A 26,504-nucleotide genomic window follows, 5' to 3' on the forward strand; every position below is an offset into this window, starting at 1 on the left:
AGCACTTGCCCAAAAATGCTGCAGCGCAGCAATGCCCCCTTGATTTTCTGCGCTGCAGCATGCATATTCTCCTCATACGCAAGACCCGGATCATCGGGTCGCGGGCAAGGAGAGAGACCATGGCCAAGACCGATTTCACCAAAGTCATGCAGGACATGATGGGCGCGTTCCCGATCGACACCAAAGCGATGCAGGATGCGTTCAAGACCCAGGCTGCCCTGGGCGAGAAGATGAGCAAGGTTGTTCTGGAAGCCGCCGAGAAATCGGCCGAAGTTTCGAACAAGTGGACCAAAGCCACCCTCGCCAAGATCGGCGAAGTCTCGACCGTCAAGGAAGAGGCCACCGACTACGCGAAAGCCTACACCGATTTCGCTTCGACCTCGGCCGAAATGGCTGCCGAGCACATGTCGGCCTTCGCCGAGATCGCCAAGCGCGTCCAGATGGACACCGTCGAGCTGATGATGGCGGCTGGCAAGGACATGTCGGCTGACGCGACCGCTGCCGTGCAGAAGGCTACCGCCGACATGACCGCTGCGGCCAAGAAGGCTCAGGACGAGATGACCGCTGCGACCAAGAAAGCGACCGCCGCCGCCAAGTAAGGCTGCGACTGGATCGGACGGCCCCGCTTCCTCCCAGACGGTGGCCGCCAAGGGCGAGCTTCGGCTCGCCCTTTTCTTTTGCCCCCCCTTTTCTTTTGCGTGGCGTCCTGATCTTGGGGGACACGCCGGGGTTGTGCAGGTGCCGCATCCAGTTGGCGCCCCTTTTTTCATCGCTTTTCCCTTGGCTTGCGAAGAAATTTGTTTCGCGGCGCACATTCCGGGTCTAGTCTCGCTGCAATGCAATATCGACAACCCGGGGGAGTCAGCCGTGTCCGAGACCGAAAAGCCGCTCTTGATCAAGCGCTATGCCTCTCGCCGCCTCTACAACACTGAAAGCAGCGATTACGTCACGCTCGAGGATATCGCGGGTTTCATCCGCGACGGCCGCGAGGTGCAGATCGTCGATCTGAAGACCGGGGATGACCTGACGCGGCAATACCTGTTGCAGATCGTCGCCGACCACGAAAGCCGGGGCGAGAATGTGCTGCCGCTGGAGGTTCTGACCGACCTCGTGCGCAGCTATACCCAGCAGGCGCAGAGCGTCGTGCCGCAGTTTCTGGCCATGTCCTTCGAGATGCTGAAGGAAGGTCCGAAACTGGCCGAGCAGATGAGCGCGATCAATCCGATGATGGCGCAGATGGCGAAGATGCCCGGCTTTGCGGAGATGCAGCGCCAGCAGGCCGCCTTCATGGAGAGCATGATGTCCAGCTGGCAGAACATGCCGGGCATGGCCGCCGGTGAGTCGGCCGAGTCCGAAACCCCTGAGGGGGGCGACGAGGATCTGACCGCGATTCGCCGTCAACTGGCGGCGCTGGAGGCCAAGCTCAGCAAGATGGGCAAATAATCCACCCGCAACGGCTGGAATGAAAAACGCCGGTCCCGAGGGGCCGGCGTTTTCTTGTCTCGCGACTCAGCGGCGACGGCGCCGCCCGCCCTCGCCACCGCCGCCGGTGTTGTGGCTGACCTGCGGCAGGGTGACGATGGTCGACAGGTTCGGGAAGCTGTCCACGGCATGCGGCAGCGCCGAGGCGTTGACGAAATGCTCCTGAAAGCGCGGCTCAATCGCCGTCTCGACCTTGTGGATCTGCTTCACCTGCGCCTCGATCGCGGCGCGGGCAGCCACGTTGCATAGGGCAATCCGCGCCCCGGTGCCGGCCGCGTTGCCGGCGCTGGTCACGTTCTCCAGCGGGCAATCCGGGATCATCCCAAGCACCATCGCGTGCTTGGCGCTGATGTGCGCCCCAAAGGCCCCGGCCAAGGTGACGTGGTTCACATGGTCCACGCCCATCTCGTCCATGAGCAGCCGCGCACCGGCGTACAGCGCCGATTTCGCCAGCTGGATCGCGCGGATATCGCCCTGCATCACCGTGATGCGCGGACCGTTCTGGGCCGAGCCATCGTGGATCAGGTAGCTGAAGGTGCGGCCATGCGGTTCGCACCGCGCGGTGCCCGTCTGCTCGGGGTTGCCGATCAGACCGGCGGCGTCGACGATGCCGGCCATGCGCATCTCGGCCACCGCCTCGATGATGCCCGAGCCACAGATGCCGGTGACGCCGGTCTTCTCCGTCGCGGCCGCGAAGCCCTCGTCATCCGACCACAGCTCGCAACCGATGACGCGGAAGCGGGGCTCCTTGGTGACCGGGTCGATCTCGATCCGTTCGATGGCGCCGGGGGCGGCGCGCTGGCCGCTGGAAATCTGCGCGCCCTCAAACGCCGGGCCGGTGGGCGAGGAACAGGCCAGCACGCGGGTTTTGTTGCCCAGAAGGATCTCGGCATTGGTGCCTACGTCGACGATCAACGTCAGATCGTCCTTCTCCTGCGGCGCCTCGGACAGGGCGACGGCGGCGGCATCCGCGCCGACATGGCCCGCGATGCAGGGCAGGGTGTAGAGCCGCGCCTCGGCGTTCAGCGCGGTCAGCTCCACGTCCCGCGCGGGCAGCGACAGCGAGGACGAGGTCGCCAGCGCGAAGGGCGCCTGACCCAGTTCGACCGGGTCGATGCCGAGGAAAAGGTGGTGCATCACCGGGTTGCAGACGACCACGGTTTCCATGATCGCCGAGGGGTCGATCCCGGCTTCCGCCGCGACGGTCTGTGCCAGCGCGTTTATCGACAGGCGCACGGCCTTGGTCATCTCGACATCACCGCCGGGGTTCATCATCGCATAGGAGACGCGGCTCATCAGATCCTCGCCGAAGCGGATCTGCGGGTTCATGATCCCGCCCGAGGCCAGCACTTCGCCAGTGCGCAGGTCACACAGATGCGCGGCGATCGTGGTCGAGCCGAGGTCGATCGCCAGACCGGCCAGCGCGCCCTCATACAGCCCGGGGAAGACATCAAGCAGCTTCGCCGTGCCACCGTGATGGTCGCGGAACACGGCGGCGGTCACCGCCCAATTGCCTTTGCGCAGAACGGTTTGCAGCTTGCGCAGGACGGCCGGACCGGCCTCGATCCCGGCGATCTGCCATTGGGCCTCCAGCGCCTGCGCGAGGCGCTCCAGATCGCCCGAGGGCTCGTGCATGTCGGGCTCGGCCACCTCGACATAGAACAAGCGGGTGGCCGGATCCATGGCGACGGCGCGGGCCGAGGCGGCCTTGCGCACCACCTGCCGGTGCAGTTGGCTTTCGGGCGGCACGTCGATTACCACGTCGCCCTGGATCTTCGCCTGACAGCCCAAACGGCGGCCGTCGATCATGCCGCGCTTGTCCTTGTAGCGCTGCTCGACGGCGTTCCAGTCGGACAACGCGTCGGGGGCCACGGTCACGCCATGCTTGGGGAAGGCGCCGACGCCGGGCGTCACCTGGCATTTGGAGCAAATGCCCCGCCCGCCGCAGACCGAATCGAGGTCCACGCCCAATTGCCGTGCGGCGGTCAGGACCGGAGTGCCGGTCGGAAACCGCCCGCGCTTGCCCGAAGGCGTGAAGATCACCAGCGCGTCGTCTGCCATGTCTGTGCCGTCCAATCCTGACTTTCCGCCGCACCATACCCCGCGGGGCGCCAGCGGAAAGAGGGAATGACGACTTCGGCCGTTCGGAAAGCGACCGGTCCCTCAGACGTCGGTAGCGGGCGGCGGCGGGGTGACGCTGTCGGCCAGCAGGCGGGCCTCGGCGATGAGGGCGATCAGCACCTCGACATGCTGGGCGGCACGCCACGGCAGGCCCGCCTCCTGCGGGGGCAGGGTGCGCGCCTCCTCGTGCCGCGCCTCCAGCGCGATGAGTTGGCGCAGGGTGGCGACGCCGGGCGCGGGCGTTGCCGGCAGCCGCAGCACGCGCTTGAGCATGGTCTCGCGCCGATAGTCCTGCGTGCCGAACCGCGCCGAGCGCAGCAGCAGCTTCGGCCGGCGCAGCGTGGTCAGCTGGGCCAGGGTCGTCATCGCGGAGTGGGTGGAATAGCAGCTCATCGGGTCTCTCCCTCGTACTGGAACCGTCGCAGGAGGCCATCATGCCACGGCCCAAAGGGGTGTTGCGTTGCCCAGCGGTGCACCGTGCGCCCCGTTCAGCAAAGATTGTCGGGAAATTGGCAACCTTTCCCCATCGCTTGGTTAAGGAACCAGTAAGGAATGCACCTCTAGGTTGATCTTGTTCACATTTCGGAAACTAATCCCGCCGGGGTGTTACGAGCAGGTCACCAGTGATGCGTGCGAGGGCTGTTTTCTGTTTGGGGGGCCCGATGACCGCCAATATCAAACCACTCGACCAGCTGCCTGACTGGGTGCCCTCTGCGGTGCGTTTGTACCTGACCCATACCGAGGGCGGGCGCTCGCTGCGGGACATCGCGCGGGAAGAGGGGGTGCATGCCTCGACCGTGCTGCGTCAGGTCCGCCGGTTCGAGAACCGTCGCGACGATCCCTTGGTGGACGGGGCCCTGGGCCGCCTGCGCCAGTCCGACACCACGCCCGAGGCCGCGAATGCCAAGGGCAGCCCGATGCCACAGGGCGAGGATGCGCTCGACGCCGAAGCGCGCCGCCTGCTGCCCCGTCTGGCCGAGGCGGGCGCGCTGCTGGTGGTCGCGCCCGACATGGCCCGCGCCGTCGTGCTGCGCGAGGGGCCGTCCGGCACCAGCCGTCTGGCCGTTCTTGACCGCCCGGTGGCCGAGGCCTTCGCCTTGCGGGAATGGATCGCCTGTCAGCAATCCGGTCGCGTCCTGCGCTACGAGATCACCGGCGCGGGCCGCGCCACCCTTCGGCGCCTTCTGGGAGAGGCCGAGCCCCCCGTGCGCCGCGCCGCGGTCGGCATGGACGAGGAAGACCAGCGCCGCACGCGCCCGGTCACGATCGAAAGCCCGATCACCGCGCTGGCCCGGCGCCGCGACCGTGATGGCCAGCCGTTCCTGACGCCCGATCTGGTCCACGCCGCCGAGCGCCTGCGCGAGGATTTCGAAGCCGCGCAGGCGGGGCCTCGGGTGACACAGGACTGGGAGCGTTTTCTCTCCGGCCCGTCACGCGGGGCCGGGGGCAGGGCCGCGCCCATCCCCGGCGCCTCCGCCGCGCGCGACCGGGTCGCCGCCGCGTTGCGGGAGCTCGGGCCGGGCCTCGCGGATATGGCGCTGCGCTGCTGCTGCTACATGGAGGGGCTGGAGACCGCCGAGAGACGCCTTGGCTGGTCGGCAAGCTCTGGCAAGATCGTCCTGCGTATCGCGCTGCTCCGCCTCAAGCGGCACTACGATGATCTGGGCGAGGAAGGGATGATGATCGGCTGAACGTCAGTCAAATAGCCTGATGTTCGAAAAGTGACAGTTTGGTCCTCGGATCACCGCGAGTTAGGCTAGATTAGGTTGGATTAGTACCAGTCGGCTGCGCTGTCTTTGTGCTCTAAATATCCTCGGGAGGGTCCGGGAGGGCGAAGCGCCTCCCGGTCCACCGACTGGCCTCAAGCGACCGGCATCATCGCGGCGAGCGCGTTGACCTTGCCCATCGCAGCCCCGGAATTCAGCGCCTCACGCGCGATCCCGACACCTTCCTTCAGATCCGTCGCCTTGTCCGCAACGACCAGAGCCGCCGCTGCGTTCAACAGCACCGCGTCGCGATAGGCGGCACGTCCGCCACCCGACAGAACCGCCTTAAGCTCGGCCGCGTTCTCGACGGGATCGCCACCCAGAAGGTCCTCGAAGGGATGGACCGGCAGGCCGGCATCCTCGGGATGCACGGTGAATTCCGTCAGCGTGCCATGTTCCAGCGCCACGACCATCGAGGGCTCGGCGATCGACAGCTCGTCCGTGCCATCGCCGCCATGCACCAGCCAGGCTTTCTCGGACCCGAGCGCGAGCAGCACCTCGGCCATCGGCCGCACCAAAGCGGGCGAGAAGGTCCCGGTCAGCTGCCGTTTCACGCCCGCCGGGTTGGTCAGCGGGCCGAGGATGTTGAAGATCGTCCGCGTCCCCAGCTCGGTCCGGACGGGCCCGACATGGCGCATCGCCGGGTGGTGCATCGGCGCCATCATGAAACCCAGACCGGTCTCGCTGATCGCTTTCTGCACCTCGGGCGGGCCGACCATGACGTTGATGCCCAAGGCGCCCAAGGCATCCGCCGCGCCGGATTTCGACGACAGGTTGCGGTTGCCGTGCTTGGCCACGGTCACCCCCGCGCCGGCCACGACGAAGGCCGTTGCGGTCGAGATGTTCAGCGTGCCCTTGCCGTCGCCGCCGGTGCCGACGATGTCGATGGCCCCCGTCGGCGCTTTCACCGGCACGCAGCGCGCGCGCATCACAGCGGCGGCGGCGGCATATTCGTCGACCGTCTCGCCGCGCGTGCGCAGCGTCATCAGGAAGCCGCCCATCTGCGCGGGGGTCGCGTCGCCGGCGAAGAGGATCGAGAAGGCCTCCTCGGCCTCGGCGCGGGTCAGCGGGCGATCGACCGCCTTGGCGATCAGGGGCTTGAGGCCGCTCATGCCGCCACCACCCCGGCGACACCCGCCTCGGTCAGGAAGTTGCGCAGCATGGCGTGGCCGTGTTCCGAGGCAATGCTCTCGGGGTGGAATTGCACCCCCTCAATGGGCAGCTCCTTGTGGCGCAGGCCCATGATCATGCCCCCCTCCAACCAGGCGGTGACCTGCAGGCAATCCGGCAGGCTCTCACGCTCGACGATCAGCGAATGATAGCGCGTCGCCTGCAGCGGCGAGGGCAGGCCCGCGAAGACGCCGGCGCCTTCATGCAGGATGGTCCCCATCTTGCCGTGAACGATCTCGCCCGCGCGGACGACCTTCCCGCCGAAGGCCTGACCGATGGTCTGATGGCCGAGGCAGACCCCCATCAGCGGCGTCTTCGTCTCGGCCGCGGCGGCGACGAGCGGCAGGCAGATCCCGGCCTGATCCGGATCGCAGGGTCCCGGCGACAACACGATGGCGGTGGGGTTCATCGCCAGCGCCGCCTGCACGTCGAGGGCATCGTTGCGCTTCACCACCACCTCGGCGCCGAGCTCACCGAAGTAATGCACGAGGTTGTAGGTGAAGCTGTCGTAATTGTCGATCAGGAGCAGCATGGCGGGATCCGTCTGTCGGGGCCGTTGGGGACCATGCGCGCGGCGCGGCACGGGCTGGGGTCTACATGCCTCTGCGTGGCGCATGGGGTCAAGCCCGTGGGGCCGCATCGGCGGCATTTGGCGCCTTGGAAACAGGGGGGATGCGGCGTCCTTGGGGGTGCAAGCCTCGCCGCCACGCGGTATAAAAGCGCAAACGCGGGACAGCGTGCATCAGGACAGTCGGGGCAGCGAGGGGAAGATGGGCGGATTCATCAAGGGTATCGTCGTGGGCGTGGTCAGCTTCGGGCTGGGGTTTGCCGTGCTGTCGGTTGTCCTGCCGCCGCAGGAAGGCGCGGCGCCGGAGGCCCCCGTGCCCGCTGTGAGCCAAGCCACGCCTGAGCCGGTCGAAACCGCTCCGATCCCTGAGGATGCGGTCGATCCTGAGGCGCAGGCGGCGGCCGAGCGTCAAGCCGTCGAGGCTGCGATCGAGGCCGAGATGGCTCGCCTTCAGGCCGAGGAAGAGGCGCGTCTTCGGGCCGAAGCCCAAGCCGCCGCCGAGGCGAATGCCGCGCAGGAAGCGGCGGATGCGCAGGCTGAGGCGGAACGCCTTGCCGCCGAAGAGGCCGCGCGCCTTCAGGCGGAGCAGGCCGAAACCGCGCGCCTTGAGGCCGAACGTCAGGCTGAGGAAGCACAGGCGGCGGCCGAGGCCGCGCAGGCAGAAGCCGAGGCCGAGCGTCTCGCCGCCGAACAAGCGGCGGCAGAAGAGGCGGCGCGGGCAGAGGCGGAACGCGCCGCTGCCGAGGCGGCGGAGCAGGAAGCCGCGCGTTTGGCGGCGGAAGAGGCCGAACGTCAAGCGGCCGAGGCGGCGCGCCTCGCACAGGAGGAGGCCGAACGGGCAGCGCAGGAAGCGGAGGCCGCTCAGGCGCAGGCTGCAGCGGAGGCGGCCCGCGAACTGGCCGCGCTGGAGGCCGCGGAGCCCGTCGAGATCACCCCCACGGAGCCGACGGAAGACACCGCGCCGGCAACCCCGGAGGGCGATGCCGAGGACCAGCCGACCGACACCGCCCGTATCGGCGAGGCCCCGGAAGCCCCGGTCAACGCCACGCGGACCCCGGGTGGAGAGCCGCTGCTGGGGACCACCGGCGGCACCCTGCCGCGCGTGCAGACCCTGCCCAGCGGCAGCCCGGATGTCGCGGTTCGTCGCGGCTCGGGCGCGGATGCGCAATTGCCGGGCGGGCAGGTCGCCGGCGTCACCGTGGGCCGGTTGCCCTCGATCAACGATACCGCGACGGCGGTCCCGTCCGACGAAACCACCGCCCCCGTGCGGACGGAGGCGGACCCGTCCGAGCCCGCCTTGATCCGCAACGCCGCGATCCCGTCGATCCGTGCGGGCGAGGCGGCGCTGGGGGTCATCGTTACCGATGCGCCCGAGGCCGAGACGGCGATCCTCGCCTTCCCCGTGCCGGTGAGCGTGTCGATGGACCCCTATGACGCGGATGCGCCGCGCCGCGCGGAATCCTACCGGGCTGCGGGCCATGAGATCATCCTGCGCGCCGAGGGCCTGCCGCCGCGGGCGCGCCCCTCGGATCTGGAAGTGATTTTCGAGGCCTGGTCGCGCGACTTCCCGCAGGCGGTGGCGGTGATCGACGTGCCGATCAACGGCCTCGGCGCGAATGCCCAGCTGGCGCGGGACGTGTCGGCGACGATGGCGGCCGAAGGGCTGGGGGCCATTGCCATGCGCAACGGGCTCGACGCCTTTCTGCAGGCGGCCCGCGTCGCCGGGCTGCGCACGCTGTCGATCTACCGTCGCCTCAACGACGAGGAGCAGAGCCAGCCGGTCATCCGCCGCCTGATCGACCGCGCCGCCTTCGAGGCCCTGCGCCAACCCGGCGTGGTGATCATCGGCGAGGCCGCCAACCGCGACACGATGACCGAGCTGGCGGATTTCGTCACGGGGCAGGGGCGTGGGGGCGTGGCAATCGTCCCGGCCTCGACGGTGCTGCTGGACCAGTGAGGCGGCGCGATGCATGACGCGACGCTGGCCCCGATCTTCTTCGAAATCGCGCTGCTGGTCCTGATGGCGGCGGCGCTGGGGCTGGCCGGCCTTGCCCTGCGCCAGCCGCTGGTCGTGGCCTTCATCGCCGCAGGCGTGCTGGCCGGGCCCGAGATGCTGAGCCTCGTGCAATCCGAAGCCTTCATCGCGCTGTTGAGCCAGATCTCCATCGCGGTGTTGCTGTTCCTCGTCGGGCTGAAGCTGGATGTGGGCCTGATCCGGTCGCTCGGCGCCGTGGCCGTGGTGGCGGGGCTGGGCCAGATGGCGCTCAGCACGGCGCTGGGCATGGGGCTGGCCATGGCGCTGGGCCTCGGCGCGCTGGAAGCCTTCTATGTGGCGCTGGCGCTTGGGTTTTCCTCGACGATCATCATCGTCAAGCTTCTGTCCGACAAGCGCGAGATCGACGCGCTGCATGGCCGCTTGGCGCTGGGCATCCTGATCGTGCAGGATATCGCCGTGGTCGCCGCCATGGTCGTCGTCGCGGCGACCGGCGGGGGCCATGACGGGGGGCACGGCAGCGATCCGGTCCTGCTGATTGGCGGAGCGCTGGCAATGTTGGGCGTCGTTTGGGTCTTCGTGCGTTGGCTGGCCGCGCCGCTGCTGGCGCAGATCGCCCGCGCGCCGGAGCTGGTGGTGATCTTCGCCGTCGGTTGGGCCGCGGGCTTTGCCGCGATGGCCGATGTGATCGGGTTGGGGAAAGAGCTGGGCGGGCTTGCCGCCGGGATCTCGCTGGCCTCAACGCCGTTTCGTGATGCCATCGGCGCGCGGCTGGCGCCGCTGCGGGACTTCCTGTTGCTGTTCTTCTTCCTCAGCCTCGGGGCCGGGTTGCAGCTGGACGGGCTGGGCGCGCAGCTGGTGCCGGCCTTGGTCCTCTCGGCTTTCGTGCTGATCGGCAAGCCGCTGATCGTCACTTTTCTGGCGATGCTGATGGGCTACCGCGGGCGCACGGGCTTTCTGGCGGGCGTGACCTTGGGCCAGATCTCGGAATTCTCGTTGATCTTCGTGGCCATGGGCGTGGCCGGCGGGCTGGTGGCCGAGGAAGCCGCGGCGCTGGTCACCTTGGTCGCGCTGATCACCATCGCGCTGTCGGTCTATGCCATCGGCGCCGACCACCGCCTGCATGCGCTGGTCGAGCCCCTGCTGCGGCGTTTCGAGCGGCGCCAAGAGACGCGCGAGGGCGAGGCTGACAGTCCTGACCAGCCCGGCGCGGGTTATGACATCGTGGTCTTGGGGCTGGGCCGCTTCGGGAGGCGGATCGGGCAGGGGCTGCGCGACCGGGGCTTCCGTGTACTGGGCGTGGATTTCGATCCCGAGGCGCTGAAGGCTTGGCGCGCGCTGGGCCTGCACGCGCATTACGGCGATGCGACGGACCCGGAATTCGTGGGCCACCTGCCGCTGCGCGGGGTGAGGGCGGTGATCTCGGCCGTGCCGCCGGGGCGTGACGGCGGGCGGGTGCTGAGCGAGGCCGAGGCGCATCCGGCGCTGCTGCATGCGCTGAAGGCGGCGGGCTATGACGGGACGGTGGCGGTGACGGTCAACCGGCGCGACGAGGCCGATGCCTTCCGGGTGCTGGGGGCGACGTTGGTGCTCTCCCCGTTCGAGGATGCGGCAGAGAAAGCGGTCGAGAAGATCGCGGAAGGCTGCCGGTAGGCGCGGGTGGAGAGCGCCGGGGGCTCTGCCCCCGGACCCCCGGGATATCTAGAGCACAAAGATGAAGGGGCGCCGATGTCGCTGTTGTGCCCGGCTTACATCGAGAAGCTGATGCCGCAGCCGCAGCTGGACGAGGCGTTGGGATTCTCGATGATGAACCGCGCGCCGATCAGCTCTTCGGTGAAGTCGATCACGGCATTCGACAGGAAGGGCAGCGAAACAGGGTCGATCACCACCTGCTGGCCCTTGCCGTTGAGGATCAGGTCCTCGTCGGCGGGGGCGTCGAGCGTGATCTCGTATTGAAATCCCGAGCAGCCGCCGCCCGAGACGGCCACGCGCAGCACCTGCGGATTGCCCGCATCCTCGGCGATCTCGGCGAGGCGGTCGAAGGCGCGGTCGGTCACGCGAGGGGGCAGGTTCAGCATGGGCGGGGCCCTTTCCGGGGTGGTGCAGCTCTTGCCTGACCAAAGTAGTCGCGCTTTCGGGCGGTCTCAAGGGGGGCGGCGGTTGAACCGCGCATGGACCTGTCGCGACCCATAAGCAGCCCTTGGAGGAGATGCCCCGATGATCCGTGCCTTTCTTGTCGCCAGCCTCGCCATCTTGCCGATCGTCTCAGCCGTGCCGCTCGCCGCGCAGACCGAACCCACCATCGCCGAGGCCTACCGGATCGAGATCGACACGGCCTGGGCCGCGTTTCAGGCGCGGTTCGGGCATGAGGGCGCGCGGGCAACGCTGGACGGGGCGATGCGAGCTGCGGGGGCGACGGAAAGCCTGGAGATGGTGATGTATTGGGCCGGTGGCATGGCGATGGACTCGCGGCAAAACGGCGATCCCTATTGGGAGGGCTCGCGGGCCTTGCGGGCCTGGGATTGGGAGATCCGGCACGGCGACATCGACCCCGAGGATGCCGCTGCCGCCTTGGCCGGTCCGATGGCGGCGTTTCGGGCATTGCACGAGGAGGTGACACTCAACGCCGAGACCGCGCTCTATCACATGGTGCAGCGCGGTCTTGCTTATGACGCGACGCGCGCGCAGCCCTATGGCAGTTCGGCGCGCGACGCCTGGTCCCGTCGGAGCGATGCTGAGCGGGATCTGGCCCATGCTGCGATGACCCGGCTTGGCGCGGGGATTCAGGTGATCCCGATGCCTTACGAGGAGGGTGCCGGTCTGGGTGCTGTTGCAGGGTCCGCCCGCGCGCTGGATCAGGCGCTCGCGCGGTTGGGATTGGCGCCGGACAGCCCTATGCGCAGCGTGTTGGGTTTCGCCATCGGGACGGAGCGTTTGCGCGGTGGCCGCGCCCCTGAGACGCTGCGTCGGGCGTGGTCATCCCCCGACGGGACGCGCTGGCGCTATTACAGCGAGGGCGGGCGTCAGGTGGCCGAGCAGTTGGGTATTCTGGCCCCGACCTATGCCGCCGGTCTGCGCGGTCGCGCTTTGACGCGCGAGGATCTCACCAATATCAGCAGCCTCGCGAATGGTCTCATCGCGTTTCGGGACGATTTGCGTGACCCGTTCAGCCCGGCCAGCGCGGCGGCGCGCTTGGGGGCCGCGCTGCATGCGTTGCTGTTCTCGGGCGAGATCGCCGAGGGGCGGGTGGCGCCTGAGGTGCTCAACACGCTCATGACGGATCTCGGCACGATCTTTTCAAGCGGCGTGTCCCCGGTGGCACCCTTCGGCCTGCCGGGCGGGATCGTCGCGGAGCAAGCCGAGGTCGCGGGGCTCGGCCTTCGCGACGCCGCCGAGGTCATGGAGGGCCTCAGCGATATCTTGGCGGGCAGACCCGGCGGACAGGCCCGCGCGGAGCGTGCGGCGGATCGGTTGCAAGGCCGGCTGCAGGGGCCCGAATGGGGCCGCTCGGTGACGCGCGGGGCGTTGGCGGGGTTGGGGGGCAATGCGCCGTTCCTGCGCTCGATCATCGGAGGTTTCCTCTGAGCAGGGCGAAACCCCAACAATTGCAGGGGAAACGCGCGTGGCGGGCCTTTGCAGGTGCGGCATGATCTGTATAAGGGCGGCAAGTTCGGACCCTTCACAGCGGATACGCCATGGACGCCCCCTTCGCCGCCGACCCCACGCAAAGCCGCGGCCGCCTCTATCAAGAGCGCATCTCGACCTTCCGCTCGCCCTTCCAGCGTGACCGCGACCGCATCATCCATGCCTCGGCCTTCCGACGCCTGAAGCACAAGACGCAGGTCTTCATCGAGCATGAGGGCGACTACTACCGCACGCGGCTCACGCATTCGATCGAGGTCGCGCAGGTGGCGCGGACGCTCTCAGCGGCCTTGGGGCTGAACACCGATCTCGCCGAAGCCATCGCGCTGGCGCATGATCTGGGCCACACGCCCTTCGGCCACACCGGCGAGGATGCGATGTCCGAGCTGATGGCGCCCTATGGCGGCTTCGACCACAACGCGCAGGCCTTGCGGATCGTTACCGATCTGGAGCGCCATTATGCCGATTTCGACGGGCTGAACCTGAGCTGGGAGACGCTGGAAGGCATCGCTAAGCATAACGGCCCGGTCGTGCTGCCCGATGGCACGCCGCGCAAGGGTCCGCTGCCCGTCGCGCTGGCCGAATACAACGCCAAGCACGACCTCTGGCTGCACACCCATGCCTCGGCCGAGGCTCAGGTCGCGGCCATCGCCGATGACGTGGCCTATAACCACCACGATCTGCATGACGGGCTGCGCTCGGGCCTGTTCACCGAGGACGATCTGATGGAGCTGCCGATCACCGGCCCCGCCTTCGCCGAGGTGGATGCGCTCTATCCCGGCCTCGACAAGATGCGGCGGCGGCACGAAGCCTTGCGGCGTGTGTTCGGGGTGATGGTCGAGGATGTGATCCTCGTCGCCAAGACGCGCCTGCAATCCGCCGAGCCTGCCGATGCCGATGCGATCCGGCATCTGGGCGTGACGATCATCCGTTTCTCGGACCGGCTGTTCCGCGAGTTGAAGGTGATCCGCAATTTCCTCTTCACCCGCATGTACCGCGCGCCCCGTGTCGTTGCGATGCGGGCGGAGGTGACGGAAGTGGTGCACGACCTGTTCAATCTGTTCCTCAACGATCCCTCCAAGCTGCCCGAGGAATGGCGCGATGACGTGGCGCGCGCGGCCGACAAGGATGCGCTGGCCCGCATCGTCTGCGATTACGTCGCCGGTATGACCGACCGTTTCGCCCTGCAGGAGCATTCGCGGCTTCTGGGCTCGGACATGGCGCGCTTCACCCGCTACATCGTCGCCGGCTGATCTTTCGGCCGTGACGCAATCAGCCCGGCCCGGCACCCGCCGCGGCCGGGCTCTTGCTGCCCGGTGAAGGCTCTTGCCTATACTACGGACCAATACTATATGGGTCCGTAATGTAACGGGGTGCCCATGCCGAGTGACGACAAATCCTTTCTGGTTCTTCTCAACGATGCCGCGCGCCAGATCCGCAGCGAATTCGGCAAGCGGGCCCGCGACCATAAGCTGAGCCTGCTGCAATGGCGCACGCTTGGCGCCTTGGGACGGCACGGGGCGATGACGCAGGGTGCCATCGGCGCCAAGATCGAAGCCAGCCCGATGACGATGAGCGACATCGTCACGCGGCTGGAGGCGCTGGGCTATGTCACCCGCGACGTGGACCCCAATGACAGCCGGGCCAAGCTGGTCACCCTGACCTCCGCCGCCGGGCCGATCATCGACGAGATGCGCGCGCTGGCGGCCGATCTGACCGCCCGTGCCCTCACCGGCTTTTCCGAGGACGAGCGGGCGTTGATGACGGCGCTGCTGACCCGGCTGACCGGCAACCTCGAAACCCTTTCTTCCAGCAATGACTGACACCGCCATGAGCCCCAAGGACACCGCCGCCGCTTTCGATGCCGACACCAAGACCACGCCCCCGCCTGCGAAGGCGAAGAAGGGGCGCCGGCGCGTGATCATGCTGGCCGTGCCGCTGGCGCTGGTCGTGGGTGGCGGCTGGGTCTGGCTGCATGGCGGCCGCTACGAGAGCACCGACAACGCCTATGTCCGGCAGGCGATTCTGCCGGTCAGCGCGGATGTCTCGGGCCGCATCACCGAGGTCGTTGCGCAGGAAAACCAGCTGGTCGAGGCGGGCGATGTGCTGTTCCGCATTGACGACGAACCCTACCGTATCGCGCTGGACCAAGCCGACGCCTCGCTGGCCGCCGCCCGGTTGCAGGCCGAGCAACTCCGTTCCGCCTGGGTCACCGCGCAGGGGCGGCTCGATGCGGCCGAGCAGGTGCTCGACCTCCGCCGCCGGGACTATGAACGCCAGCAGGAATTGGCGACGCGTGGGGTGATCTCGACCACGGCTCTGGATGACGGCCAACTGACCGTGCAGGCCGCCGAGAACGAGGTGACTCTCGCCGGTCTCGCCGTGACGCAGGCCGCCGCGGCGCTGGGCGGCGACCCTGAGCGTGAGCCGGATTCGCTGCCTTCGGTCCGCGCGGCTATCTCGGCCCGCGAGGGGGCGGAGCGGGCGCTCGCGCATACCGTGATCCGCGCCCCGGCGGGCGGCATCGTCAGCCAGACGGCCAGCTTGAACGTGGGGCAATATATCGGCACCGGCACGATGGTGGCGAGCCTCGTTGAATCCGGTGCCTCGTGGATCGAGGCGAATTTCAAGGAAACCCAGATCGCCGCGCTGCATCCGGGTCAGCCGGTGACCATCGATATCGACGCCTATGACGGGGCCGAGCTGCATGGCACGGTCGACAGCCTCGGCGCGGCGACGGGCTCGCAATTCTCGCTGATCCCGGCGCAGAACGCGACGGGCAACTGGGTGAAGGTCGTCCAGCGCGTGCCGGTGCGCATCCGCATCGACGACGCGGCAGCGCAGATCCTGCGCGGCGGGCTCAGTGCCACCGTGGCCGTGGATACCGGCGCAAGCCGCCTCGACCGCATGGGCCTGACGCAATACCTGCCCTGAGGCAAAAGCCATGAGCGAAACCCTCTCGCGCCCGACGCTGGAGGTCAGCCATCGCGGCTGGCTGACGGCCTCGATCATGCTGGCGACGATCATGCAGGTGCTCGACACCACGATTGCCAACGTCGCGCTGCCGCATATGACGGCGAGCCTCGGCGCCAGCCAGGAAGAGATCACCTGGGTGCTGACCTCGTATATCGTGGCCTCGGCCATCGCCACGCCGCTCACGGGCTGGCTGGTGGACCGGATGGGCGCGCGGATGCTGTTCATCATCGCCATCGCCGGCTTCACCCTGTCGTCGCTGCTGTGCGGGGTCGCGACGGGGCTTGAGGAGATGGTCGTCTTCCGCGTCATGCAGGGCATCTTCGGGGCCGTCCTCAGCCCGCTGGCACAATCGACGATCCTCGACATCAACCCGCGCGAGCGGATCGGGCAGGCGATGGCTGTCTATGGCGCGGGCATCATGCTGGGGCCGATCGTCGGCCCGACGCTGGGCGGCTGGCTGACCGAAGATTTCGGCTGGCGCTATGTCTTCCTCGTCAACCTTCCGATCGGCATCCTGGCCCTGCTGGGCGTCGCCGTCTTCATGCCAAGGACCGCGACCCGAAACCGGCGCTTCGACTTCTTCGGCTTCGCCATGCTGGCCGTCGCCATCGGTGCCTTGCAGCTGATGCTGGACCGGGGGCAGGCGGTGGGCTGGTTCGCCTCGATCGAGACCTGGATTTATGTCGGTCTCGTGATCAGCGGGATGTGGGTGTTCCTCGTGCATTGCCTGACCGCCGAGGATCCGTTCATCGACCTCAAGATGTTCGCCGACCGCAACTTCGCCATGGGGCTGCTGTTTATCTTCGTGATCGGCCTCACGCTATTCTCGGGCCTCGCGCTGCTGCCGCCGCTGTTGCAGAACCTGCTGGGCTATCCGGTGATCACCACCGGCATCGTCATGGCCCCGCGCGGGGTGGGGACGATGCTGTCGATGATCGTCGTGGGCCGGCTTGTGTCCAAGGTCGATGCGCGCGTGCTGGTGACCTTCGGCATGGCGCTGACGATGATCGCCTTCTGGATGATGACCGGCTATGACACGCAGATGGATGCGGGCCCGATCATCTGGTCCGGCGTGTTGCAGGGCTTCGGTCTGGGTTTTGTCTTCGTGCCCTTCTCGACCCTGACCTTCGCCACGCTGGCGGCGAGGTATCGCGGCGACGGCACCTCGATGTTCGCGCTTGTGCGCAACGTGGGATCGGGTCTGGGGATCTCCATCGTCACCGCCGTGCTGGCGCGGATGGTGGCGACGAACCACGAGGAGATCGCCGCCCGCCTGACCGCCGATCAGCCCGCCCTGCGCGAGGCGCTTCCGGGGGTGCTGAACGGCAATCTGACGCAGATCGCCCAGCTCGACGGGCTGGTGACGCAGCAATCGGCAATGATCGCCTATATCGACAATTTCTTCCTGATGCTGATCTTCACCGCCTGCGCGCTGCCCATCGTGTTCTTCCTGCGCGTCAACACCGGGGCTCCCAAGGCGCCGTCGATGCCGGCCGGGGATCACTGAGCCCCGCCCGGGTCGGCGGAAAGAGTTAAAATACCAAATTGAAGCAAATCCATGCTAAGGTGACCGACACGCCCTGAGCCATGGAACGGCCCGAGTCGCGTCAGACGAGGGCCGCAGCGCATCCGATCATGGCCGGGCCCAACGGGAGGACCGGCCATGTTGCGCGTTTTGGGACCTGCTTTCTGTGTTGTTACCGTTTGCCTGACGCTTGGGGTGTCACCTGCATTGGCGCAGAAAATGCCGGTCCCGGCCCCCACCAATCCTGCACCGACCAGCCCGGCGCCGAGGGCGCCCGCCGCGCCGATGTCCGGGGATCTCCCGGGCGCGCTCGGCGCTTTGGAGGCCGGGTTCGAGCCGGGTGATCTGGCCGACTTCAATGCCTATGTCGCCTCGTCGGGCGGGCAGGGGGCCATGGCGATGGGGCACCTCCTGTATGGGCGGCGCCATATCGACCGCGCGGCCTGGTTCTTCGGTCAGGCAGCATTGGCCAATCCGGGCGACCTGTCCGCGCAGAACAACCTGGCCGCTCTTCTCACCGAACTTGCCGTCGCCGATCCTGCACGCAACGCCGGTCTTCTGCCGGTCGCGCTTCAGGCCGCGCGGGCGGCGGTCGCGTTGGCCCCCGACAGCGCGGCCGCCCAGAACACCCTTGGCAATGCTGCTCGCGCGGCTGGGCAGGGCGCCGAAGCCGTTGCCGCCCACGAGCGTGCCGTGGCCCTCGCACCCGATGAGGCGCTCTACTGGACGAACCTTGCCCGTGCCCGCGCCGCGATGGGCGACATGCAGGGCGCGGCCGAAGCCCTGGCCCGGGCGCATGCGCTGGATCCCAACGGACCGGCGGTCCGCTACACCGCCGCGGCGCTGCCCGGCGTTGCGGTCCCGTATCGCCAGCAACTGGCGCGCCAATGCAGCGTGGACTTCCGCTGTGGGCAGATCTGCCCGGGGGGCATCACCGGGGGCGTCATGCGTGTCACCTGCGAGATGGAGAACGGCTCGGCACGGCTCGCCTGCCAGGAAGGGCAGCCCTATGCCACCAGCTACAATTGCCAGGAGGAGTTCCCGGAGTACGGCATCCTGATCCCCGGCCTGAACTCGGGCTTCTCGGTGAGCCTGCCGGGCTTTTCGGCCCATGTGTTGGTCGATGGTGACGGGCAGGTCCGTGTCCGGGTCGAGGGCGGGATCAGCGCCGGGCGGCTGGGCGTCTATGTCGGGGCGGATGGCCGCTGGTCGCCGTCGAACGGGGCCAGCTTCGACCGTTTCCGTGGCGGCGTGCGCTTCAACATCCTGCCTCGCGCGGCCGGCGGCGGCAGCCCGGTGGACGAGAGGGCTGGTCAATACGGCCATCCGCCCGCGCATATCGAACTGGAGGGGAACTCCGGCGGCCCGACCACGCTGGGTGTCGAGGCGTACAATGCAGGGCTGATCTCGACCTGAAAACGGCCTGTGCAAGGTGCTTTGGCGGGCCGAAACCGGCCCGCGGCCCCTCGCGCGAGTTGACCTTATCGTTGGCCGTGGTAGTGCAGGGCCAACAAAGGACGAGACGATGAACCTCTTCAACGACATTCGGGCGCTGGTGGTGGATTGCCTCGGCGCGATGGCCGCCGAAGGTACGCTGCCGGCCGGGCTGGACACCGCCAACGTCACGGTCGAGCCCCCGCGCGATGCGGCGCATGGCGACATGGCCACCAATGCCGCGATGGTGCTGGCCAAGCCTGCCGGGATGAAACCCCGCGACATCGCCGAGGCGCTGGCCGCCAAGCTGGCCACCGACCCTCGCGTCGCGGGCGCTGAAGTGGCCGGTCCGGGCTTCCTGAACCTGCGTCTCGTCCCCACCGCATGGCAAGGCGTCGTCGGCGCTGCGCTGGCGCAGGGCAAGGATTTCGGCCGCGCCAGCATCGGCGCGGGCGTGAAGGTCAACGTCGAATTCGTCTCGGCCAACCCGACGGGCCCGATGCATGTCGGCCATACCCGTGGCGCGGTGGTGGGCGATGCGCTGGCCTCGCTGCTGGATTTCGCCGGCTATGACGTTACCCGCGAATACTACATCAACGACGGCGGCGCGCAGGTCGATGTCCTCGCCCGCTCGGCCTTCGAACGTTACCGCGAGGCGCATGGCCTCAGCCCCGAGATCGCCGAGGGTCTCTATCCCGGCGACTACCTGATCCCGGTGGGCGAGGCGCTGAAGGCCAAATATGGCGACCGCTTCCTGAACGCGCCGGAAGCCGAATGGCTGCCGCTGTTCCGCGAGTTCTCGACCGAGGCGATGATGGCGATGATCCGCGACGACCTCGCGGCTTTGAACGTCACCATGGACCTCTATTCCTCGGAAAAGGCGCTCTATGGCACCGGCAAGATCGAGGCGGCCATCGACACGCTTCGCAGCAAGGGCCTGATCTATGAGGGCGTGCTGGAGCCGCCGAAGGGCAAGACGCCCGAGGATTGGGAGCCGCGCGAGCAGACGCTGTTCAAATCGACCGAGCATGGCGATGACGTCGACCGCCCGGTGAAGAAATCGGACGGCGGTTGGACTTATTTCGCGCCGGATATCGCCTATCACTATGACAAGGTGCAGCGCGGTTTCGACCTGCTGATCGACATCTTCGGCGCCGACCACGGCGGCTATGTCAAGCGGATGAAGGCGGCGGTCTCGGCCCTGTCCGAGGGCCGCGTGCCGCTCGATATCAAGTTGATCCAGCTTGTGAAGCTGTTCAAGAACGGCGAGCCCTTCAAGATGTCGAAGCGCGCGGGCACCTTCGTGACCCTGCGCGACGTGGTCGAGATGGTGGGCGCGGACGTCACCCGTTTCGTCATGCTGACCCGCAAGAACGACGCGCCGCTCGACTTCGACTTCGACAAGGTGCTCGAGCAATCGCGCGACAACCCGGTCTGGTATGTGCAATACGCCCATGCCCGTGTGGCCTCGGTGCTGCGAAAGGCACAGGCCGCCGGTGTCGATACCTCGGACGCCGCTCTGGCCGGGCTGGACTTGTCGAGCCTGAGCGATCCGGCCGAACTGGCGCTGATCCGCAAGCTGGCCGACTGGCCGCGTCAGGTGGAAATCGCCGCCCGCGCGCATGAGCCGCACCGGGTCGCGGGCTACCTGACCGAGATCGCCGCCGACCTGCATGGCCATTGGAACAAGGGCAATGACACGCCTGAGTTGCGCTTCGTGCAGGACGATCTTGCAACGATGGCGACCAAAATCGCATTGGCCCGCGCCGTGGGCGTTGTCATTTCCGCAGGTCTTGCTATCCTCGGTGTCACTCCTGTCGAGGAAATGCGCTGATTTCACAGGCCGGCGCACGGCAGGATCGTCGAGAACTGGCGGGCGGAAACGCCCGTTAACCTTGATGAAACCAACGTGGGCCAAGACCGGGATTAACCTGGCGGGTTTGTGAGGCGAGCATGGCACGAGGCTATCATGAGGGGCATCAGCCCCCTCTAACCGGGCGTATTCCGTCTCCAGCACAGGGGACGGGCGGCGTTGCACCGCATCGTTCCGGTCAGGGCTACGCTCAACCACAGGGATATCCGGCTCAGGGCTATGCGCCCCAAGCACAGGGCATGCCGCAGGGCTATGCTCCGCAAGGCTATGCCGCGCCCCGCGCGCCGCAGCCTGTGGCCCCGCATCAGCCGGCACCGCAGTATCACGCCCCGCATCATCAGGCGCACCATAACCAAGCGTCGGCCTATGCGGACCCGGCCTATCGCCCGCAAGCCCCGATTCCCCATCCTGCCGCCGCCGTTCCGCCGCGCGCCCAGCCGTCGATGCAGGCGCCGCGCCAGACGCAGGGCTATGCGCCGGATTACGCCCCGGACTACCCGCGGGGCTATGACGAGCAGGAATACGGTCAGGTCATCGCCTATCCGCAATCGGCCGAGTACGAGCCGGATTACCGCAGCAGCGACTACGGCCGCGACGACTATGGCCAGGATCGCTACGCCCAGCCGGACTACGCGCCGACCGCTTATCGCCAGCCCGAGCCGCGCCCGCAGGCCGCGCTGCAACCGGTGCAACACGAGCGCCGCCCGGATGCGCGCCGTTCGCAGCATGCCGCCGAGCCACCGATGCACGGCTATCCGGCGGGGCAGGGCGGCTACGACTACCACGCGGAGTACGCAGCCCCGCAAGCGGCACCACAACCCGCGCCGCAGCCGGAACCCGCCGCGCGTCCCAAACTGAGTGCCGGTCGCGCCTTCGCCGCCGTCAGCGCCGCCACGCAAGGCGCGGTTCAAGGGGCTGTGCAGGGCGCCGCACAGGGAGCAGCGCAAAATGCGGGCCGCATGGGGCGCATGGTCAACATGGCCGGCGCGCTGGTGTCGGTCGCTCTGGTCGTGGGCGTCGGCCTGTGGTCCTACCGCCTGATGGCGCGCGACGTGACCGGTGTGCCGGTGATCCGCGCCTTGGCTGGCCCAGCCCGCATTTCGCCTGAGGATCCGGGCGGGCGCCAGGCTGCCTATCAAGGCCTCGCCGTGAACACCGTCGCCGCCGAGGGTGGGGCCGGGGGCGCCGCCGAATCGATCGCGCTGGCGCCGCAGCCCGTCTCGCTGACCGAGGAAGATCGCTCGACCTCGGTTCTGGCCGCCCGTGCACAGGACCCGATCACCGCACCGCCGCCGGCACTGAACGCCGCTTCGGCCGCGACCGGCACGGGGGCGAGCGTACAGCTGGCCGCTGCCACGTCGCAAGCCAACCCGCCGCTGGACCTGATCCCCGCCTCGCGCGGTGGCATTTCGCGCTCGCCCTTCCCGCGGGCCCGCGGCGGCACGATGCGCAGTCCGACCGCCACGCCGGCCGTCGCCACGACGACCATCGCCGTCGTGGCCCCGGTCGCTCCGGCAACGCCCAGCACCACCCCCGGCACCAGCGCCGCCACCGGCGCCGCCGGTTCGGATGCGCAGGCCGAGGCTCTGTTGCAGCAATTGGTCACCCGGCTGGGCTCGCCCCGCACGACCGAAATCGACCCGGCGACGCTGACGCCCGGCACCCGCCTCGTGCAGCTGGGGGTCTATGACGACGCAGCCACGGCGCGCGCGGCTTGGGACCAGATCTCGGCCCGCTTCCCGTCGTTCCTCGAGGATCGCGGACGGATCGTCGAATCGGCCAGCTCGGGCGGGCGGGTGTTCTACCGCTTGCGCGCCGCCGGCTTCTCGGACGAACCGGAAGCGCGTCGTTTCTGCACCATGCTGATGGCCGAGAGCGTCGATTGTATCCCGACGCTGATCCGCTAAGCCCATGACAACCGCGGTCATCCTTGGCTGTTCGGGCCCGGAACTGAGCTGCGACGAAGCCGCGCTGTTCCGCGAGGCCGACCCTTGGGGCTTCATCCTGTTCCGCCGCAACGTGACGGATCTGGAGCAGTTGCGGCACCTGACCCATGCCCTGCGCGACAGCGTCGGCTGGGAAGCGCCGGTCTTCGTCGACCAAGAGGGCGGCACGGTCCAGCGCCTGCGCCCGCCGCTGGCCCGCGACTGGGCCGATGCCAATGCGCAGGCCGGCGGGATCGACGCGATCCGTCTGCGCCACCGCCTGATGGCCGCCGAGCTGCGCGCGGGTGGCATCGACGGCAATTGCGCGCCGGTGATCGACGTGGCGGGCCCCGATACTCATCCCTTCCTGCAGCGCCGCATCTGGTCCGCTGACCCCGCCGAGGTCGCCCGGCTCGCCCGCGCTGCCGCCGAGGCGATGCTCGACGGGGGCGTGTTGCCGGTCGTCAAGCACCTGCCGGGCCACGGCGCGGCCAATGCCGACACGCATCACGACCTCGCCCGCTGCCATCGCTCGCTGGCCGAGCTGGAGGCGCATGACTTCATCCCGGTGCGCGCGCTGGCGGATCTGCCCTTGGGCATGACCTCGCATGTGGTCTACGAGGCGCTGGACCCGGACACGCCCGCGACCCATTCGGCGACGGTGCTGGGGTACCTGCGCGATACGCTGGGCTTCGACGGCTTGTTGATGACCGACGATCTGAACATGAACGCGCTGGGCGGCGCGCTGCCCGACCGCGCGGCGCGCGCCATCGCGGCGGGGTGTGACGTGGTGCTGCATTGCTCGGGCGATCTGGCCGAGATGCAGGGCGTGATCCCCGAATGCGGCACGCTGTCTGGCAAGGCGCTGGAACGGGCAGAGCGGGCACTTGCCGCCCGCCACAAGCCCGCGCCGATTGACATCGACGCCCTCTCCGCCGAATTTGAACGCCTGACCACGCTGGGGGCGTAACGCCGGAATGTCCGAGGCCGAGACGCAGCAGGGCGACGCGATTGCCGCCCGGCTCGACGATGAAGCACTGATCGTCGATGTCGACGGCTTCGAGGGGCCGCTCGACCTGTTGTTGACTCTGTCGCGCCGCCAGAAGGTCGATCTGCGCCGGATCTCGGTGCTGCAACTCTCCGAGCAATATCTGCGCTTCGTCGAGGCCGCGCGGGAGCTGCGGATCGAACTGGCCGCGGATTATCTGGTGATGGCGGCCTGGCTCGCCTTCCTGAAATCCCGGCTGCTGTTGCCGCCCGACCCCACCGAAGAAGGCCCCTCGGCCGAGGATCTGGCCGCTCACCTTGCCTTCCAGCTGGAACGTCTGGAAGCGATGCGCGAGGCGGCCGGGCGGCTCATGGGTCGCGACCGGTTGGGGCGCGAATTCTTCGGCCGCGGCGCGCCCGAGACCCATGCCATCGAGAAACGCACCCAGCACACGGCGACGCTGCTGGAGCTGGTGCAGGCCTATGCCCGGCTGCGCACGAAGGACGACTTCCGCCCCTATGCCTTTGACCGCACGGATATCTTCCCGCTGGAAACCGCGTTGGAACGCCTGCGCGGGATGATCGGCGAGGCAGTCACCTGGTCCGATCTCGCCAGCTTCCTGCCGCCCGGTTGGCGTGCGGCGGGCGGGCGGCGGCGCTCGGCGCTGGCCTCGACCTTCGCGGCGTCGCTGGAGATGGCCAAGCAGGGGCAGCTCGACATTCAACAAGGCGAGACCTTCGCCCCGATCCGGGTGCGCCTGCGCCCGCAGGAGGCCCGATGAGCCCGTCCGACCTGACCGACGACGACGACGACAACAGCCCCATCGTCGCGCCGAAGGACCCCAACGACAGCCCAGGCCTGTTCCCCGTCCCGCCGATGGGCGAACAGGAGCGGATGGTGGAGGCGGTGCTCTTTGCTTCGGCCGAGCCCGTCAGCATCGCCGAGCTGCAAAAGCGCCTGCCCGAGGGCTGCGACGTGGCCGAGGCCATCGTCCACCTGCGCTCGCGCTATTCTGGGCGCGGGGTGCATCTGGTGCGGGTCGGCAATGGTTGGGCGATGCGCACGGCGGCGGATCTTGGCTGGCTCATGCGCACCGAGCAGGTCGAGCAGCGCCGCCTGTCGCGCGCGGCCATCGAGACTCTGGCGATCATCGCCTATCACCAGCCGGTGACGCGGGCCGAGATCGAGGAGATCCGCGGCGTGACCCTGTCGCGCGGCACCATCGACCAGCTGATGGAGCTGGGTTGGATCCGCTTCGGCCGCCGCCGCATGACGCCGGGCCGGCCGCTGACTTTCGTGGTGACGGATGCCTTCCTCGACCATTTCGGACTGGAGACGCCGCGCGACCTGCCGGGCGTGAAGGAGCTGCGCGAGGCCGGGCTTCTCGACAGTCGCGGCATGCCGGGGCAGCAGAACCCGAGCGACGACGACGAGGAAGATCCCGGCCAGACCGAGCTTTTCGAGGATTGAGCGCGGAACAGTCGCGCCCTGAGCGGCGGGATCACGGCGAGTTTTCGCCCGATCACGTTGGCGTGTGTGGAGTCTTGTAAAAAGTCATGGAACCACTGGGCGACCCGGGCGTTTGTACCGGAGACACACAGGAGACCATTCTATGAAATCCATGATCCTCGCCACCGCCGCTGTTGCCACCCTCGGCCTGGGCGCCTGCACCATGAGCGCCAACGAACGTACCGCCGTGGGCGGCCTTGCCGGCGCCGCGGGCGGTCTGATCCTCGCCGATGCCCTGAACGCCAACCCGAACTGGACCATCGTTGCGGCCCTCGGCGGCGCTGCGGCCGGTGCCCTCGTTGCCCGGAACTCGGCTTCGGGTCAGTGCGCCTACTCGAACGGCAACGGCAGCTACTACACCGGTCCCTGCGTCTGATTTCCCAATCGGCAGCGAGCGATCTTCGCGGCCGATCAAGCTCTGGCCGGTACCTACCTCGTTCGGTCAGAACAGGCTGAGTTGATCCCCCGCGCGTGGCGGCTTGCGGAATTTTCCGCAGTCGAGGGCCAGATGGCTTTCGGCAAAGCCCAGCCGCGCGCGGGTTTTTCTTACGCGTAACGCCAGCATGTCGGCATAGGGGCCCTTGCCCCGAAACCGGTCATGGAATTGCCCGTCGTAATCCATGCCGCCCCGCATCTCGCGGATCAGTTTCATTACCTTCGCCGCATGGTTGGGACGGTGTTCAGCCAGCCAGTCCTGAAACAGGGGGCTGACCTCCAGCGGCAGCCGCAACAATGCCCACCAGGCCGAGCGCGCACCGGCTTCGCGTCCCGCTTTCAGCAGCGCTTCGATCTCGTGGTCCGTCAGGCCGGGAATGATCGGCCCCATCATCAGCCGGGTCGGAATGCCCGCCTCGGACAGCCGCCGCAGGATCGCCAGACGTCGCTGCGGTGTCGGTGCGCGCGGCTCCATCGCCCGGGCCAGGCCCGCGTCCAGCGTCGTCACGCTGATTCCCACGTCACACAGGTTCTCGGCGGCCATCTCGGCCAGAAGGTCGATGTCGCGCTCGATCAGGGCGCCGCGGGTGGTGATCGTCACCGGATGCTTCCATGCGTGCAGCACCTCCAACACCGCCCGCGTGGCCTTGTACTGCGCCTCGATCGGTTGCCAGGGGTCGGTATTGGTGCCCAATCCCATCGGCTTCACGACATAGCCCTTGCGGCCCAGCTCGACCTCCAGCGCGCGGGCGGCGTCGGGACGGGCGACCAGCCGGGTCTCGAAATCGACGCCGGGCGACAGGCCCAGAAAGGCGTGGCTGGGGCGGGCATAGCAATAGATGCAGCCGTGCTCGCAGCCGCGATAGGGGTTCACGGCGCGGTCAAAGCCCAGATCCGGCGACTGATTCCAGGCGATGGCCTTGCGCGGCGTCTCCAGCGAGACATCGCGCGTCAGCTGGCGGTCGTCCTCAGGGATATCCCAGCCGTCGTGCTCCCATTCGCGGCTCTGCGCATCAAAGCGCGGGGCCGGTCGCGCCAATGTTCCCCGTGCCTTGGCCTGCAAGGTCGGATCGCGCGGGGGCAGGGGGGCGCCGGGG

The 26,504-nt window shown here is 68.1% G+C and carries 22 protein-coding genes and 1 pseudogene; 17 read left to right on the forward strand and 6 right to left on the reverse strand.

Going from position 1 to position 26,504, the window contains the following annotated elements:
* The first annotated feature begins 119 nt into the window (after window positions 1-119).
* Both BCY78_RS16250 and phaR read left to right on the forward strand, forming a co-directional pair.
* A complete protein-coding gene (locus tag BCY78_RS16250; RefSeq protein WP_068304024.1) occupies window positions 120-599 on the forward strand; it encodes a phasin family protein in 480 nt (159 codons plus the stop codon).
* Window positions 600-867: 268 nt separating this feature from the next.
* Window positions 868-1,443 (forward strand): polyhydroxyalkanoate synthesis repressor PhaR, encoded by a 576-nt coding sequence (gene phaR, locus BCY78_RS16255; RefSeq protein WP_068304026.1) that lies wholly within the window; start codon window positions 868-870, stop codon window positions 1,441-1,443.
* A gap of 66 nt (window positions 1,444-1,509) precedes the next feature.
* Here the strand turns inward: phaR and BCY78_RS16260 are convergent, their stop codons facing one another.
* On the reverse strand, window positions 1,510-3,543 hold the full coding sequence (locus BCY78_RS16260; RefSeq protein ID WP_068304029.1) for an ASKHA domain-containing protein: 2,034 nt from the start codon (window positions 3,541-3,543) through the stop codon (window positions 1,510-1,512).
* Window positions 3,544-3,645: 102 nt separating this feature from the next.
* The gene (locus BCY78_RS16265) at window positions 3,646-3,996 is read right to left on the reverse strand and encodes a DUF6477 family protein (RefSeq protein ID WP_233499424.1); all 351 of its coding nucleotides are present in this window, start codon (window positions 3,994-3,996) and stop codon (window positions 3,646-3,648) included.
* Window positions 3,997-4,265: 269 nt separating this feature from the next.
* Between BCY78_RS16265 and BCY78_RS16270 the strand changes: the two genes are divergently transcribed.
* The gene (locus BCY78_RS16270; protein ID WP_068304030.1) at window positions 4,266-5,294 is read left to right on the forward strand and encodes a DUF6456 domain-containing protein; all 1,029 of its coding nucleotides are present in this window, start codon (window positions 4,266-4,268) and stop codon (window positions 5,292-5,294) included.
* A gap of 170 nt (window positions 5,295-5,464) precedes the next feature.
* Here BCY78_RS16270 and trpD read toward each other — a convergent pair whose 3' ends face one another.
* Window positions 5,465-6,481: an anthranilate phosphoribosyltransferase gene (gene trpD / locus BCY78_RS16275; protein WP_068304034.1), complete on the reverse strand. Its 1,017-nt coding sequence runs from the start codon at window positions 6,479-6,481 to the stop codon at window positions 5,465-5,467.
* The gene (locus BCY78_RS16280) at window positions 6,478-7,071 is read right to left on the reverse strand and encodes an aminodeoxychorismate/anthranilate synthase component II (RefSeq protein WP_068304035.1); all 594 of its coding nucleotides are present in this window, start codon (window positions 7,069-7,071) and stop codon (window positions 6,478-6,480) included. The genes trpD and BCY78_RS16280 overlap by 4 nt, the downstream gene beginning before the upstream one ends.
* A 238-nt stretch (window positions 7,072-7,309) precedes the next feature.
* Between BCY78_RS16280 and BCY78_RS16285 the strand changes: the two genes are divergently transcribed.
* Window positions 7,310-9,064, forward strand: coding sequence for a divergent polysaccharide deacetylase family protein (locus tag BCY78_RS16285; protein WP_068304036.1), 1,755 nt, complete (start codon window positions 7,310-7,312; stop codon window positions 9,062-9,064).
* A gap of 9 nt (window positions 9,065-9,073) precedes the next feature.
* Window positions 9,074-10,753, forward strand: coding sequence for a cation:proton antiporter (locus BCY78_RS16290; protein ID WP_068304037.1), 1,680 nt, complete (start codon window positions 9,074-9,076; stop codon window positions 10,751-10,753).
* Window positions 10,754-10,848: 95 nt separating this feature from the next.
* Here BCY78_RS16290 and BCY78_RS16295 read toward each other — a convergent pair whose 3' ends face one another.
* A complete protein-coding gene (locus BCY78_RS16295; RefSeq protein ID WP_068304072.1) occupies window positions 10,849-11,175 on the reverse strand; it encodes an iron-sulfur cluster assembly accessory protein in 327 nt (108 codons plus the stop codon).
* A 142-nt stretch (window positions 11,176-11,317) separates the two neighbouring features.
* Here BCY78_RS16295 and BCY78_RS16300 point away from each other — a divergent pair, with 142 nt between their 5' ends.
* From BCY78_RS16300 to BCY78_RS16355, 12 genes and pseudogenes are all read left to right on the forward strand, one after another.
* Window positions 11,318-12,685, forward strand: coding sequence for a hypothetical protein (locus BCY78_RS16300; protein WP_068304039.1), 1,368 nt, complete (start codon window positions 11,318-11,320; stop codon window positions 12,683-12,685).
* 98 nt (window positions 12,686-12,783) lie between these two features.
* Window positions 12,784-13,995, forward strand: a pseudogene (locus BCY78_RS16305) (deoxyguanosinetriphosphate triphosphohydrolase); the annotation flags it as partial.
* A 126-nt stretch (window positions 13,996-14,121) separates the two neighbouring features.
* Window positions 14,122-14,565 carry a MarR family winged helix-turn-helix transcriptional regulator gene (locus tag BCY78_RS16310; protein ID WP_068304041.1) on the forward strand — a complete coding sequence of 148 codons (444 nt, stop codon included), beginning with the start codon at window positions 14,122-14,124 and terminating at the stop codon, window positions 14,563-14,565.
* Window positions 14,558-15,676, forward strand: a complete 1,119-nt coding sequence (locus tag BCY78_RS16315; RefSeq protein ID WP_199523172.1) for an HlyD family secretion protein — start codon at window positions 14,558-14,560, stop codon at window positions 15,674-15,676. The genes BCY78_RS16310 and BCY78_RS16315 overlap by 8 nt, the downstream gene beginning before the upstream one ends.
* Window positions 15,677-15,686: 10 nt before the next feature.
* Window positions 15,687-17,225, forward strand: a complete 1,539-nt coding sequence (locus BCY78_RS16320; protein ID WP_068304044.1) for a DHA2 family efflux MFS transporter permease subunit — start codon at window positions 15,687-15,689, stop codon at window positions 17,223-17,225.
* 303 nt (window positions 17,226-17,528) lie between these two features.
* Window positions 17,529-18,659 carry a hypothetical protein gene (locus BCY78_RS16325; protein WP_068304045.1) on the forward strand — a complete coding sequence of 377 codons (1,131 nt, stop codon included), beginning with the start codon at window positions 17,529-17,531 and terminating at the stop codon, window positions 18,657-18,659.
* A 109-nt stretch (window positions 18,660-18,768) separates the two neighbouring features.
* On the forward strand, window positions 18,769-20,511 hold the full coding sequence (argS, locus tag BCY78_RS16330) for an arginine--tRNA ligase (RefSeq protein ID WP_068304046.1): 1,743 nt from the start codon (window positions 18,769-18,771) through the stop codon (window positions 20,509-20,511).
* A 278-nt stretch (window positions 20,512-20,789) separates the two neighbouring features.
* A complete protein-coding gene (locus BCY78_RS24700; protein WP_083195088.1) occupies window positions 20,790-22,457 on the forward strand; it encodes an SPOR domain-containing protein in 1,668 nt (555 codons plus the stop codon).
* A 4-nt stretch (window positions 22,458-22,461) separates the two neighbouring features.
* Complete coding sequence (locus BCY78_RS16340; protein WP_068304048.1) at window positions 22,462-23,445, forward strand: glycoside hydrolase family 3 N-terminal domain-containing protein; 984 nt, start codon at window positions 22,462-22,464, stop codon at window positions 23,443-23,445.
* Between the two features lie 7 nt (window positions 23,446-23,452).
* On the forward strand, window positions 23,453-24,244 hold the full coding sequence (locus BCY78_RS16345; protein ID WP_068304050.1) for a ScpA family protein: 792 nt from the start codon (window positions 23,453-23,455) through the stop codon (window positions 24,242-24,244).
* Between the two features lie 95 nt (window positions 24,245-24,339).
* On the forward strand, window positions 24,340-24,933 hold the full coding sequence (gene scpB / locus BCY78_RS16350; RefSeq protein ID WP_068304075.1) for an SMC-Scp complex subunit ScpB: 594 nt from the start codon (window positions 24,340-24,342) through the stop codon (window positions 24,931-24,933).
* Between the two features lie 142 nt (window positions 24,934-25,075).
* Complete coding sequence (locus BCY78_RS16355; protein WP_068304053.1) at window positions 25,076-25,348, forward strand: glycine zipper 2TM domain-containing protein; 273 nt, start codon at window positions 25,076-25,078, stop codon at window positions 25,346-25,348.
* Between the two features lie 66 nt (window positions 25,349-25,414).
* Here BCY78_RS16355 and BCY78_RS16360 read toward each other — a convergent pair whose 3' ends face one another.
* Entirely contained in the window at window positions 25,415-26,491 is a 1,077-nt protein-coding gene (locus tag BCY78_RS16360) for a PA0069 family radical SAM protein (protein ID WP_068304055.1), read from the reverse strand.
* Window positions 26,492-26,504 lie beyond the last annotated feature (13 nt).

It is taken from the genome of Pararhodobacter sp. CCB-MM2 (genome assembly GCF_001691415.1).
Lineage (GTDB): Bacteria > Pseudomonadota > Alphaproteobacteria > Rhodobacterales > Rhodobacteraceae > Pararhodobacter.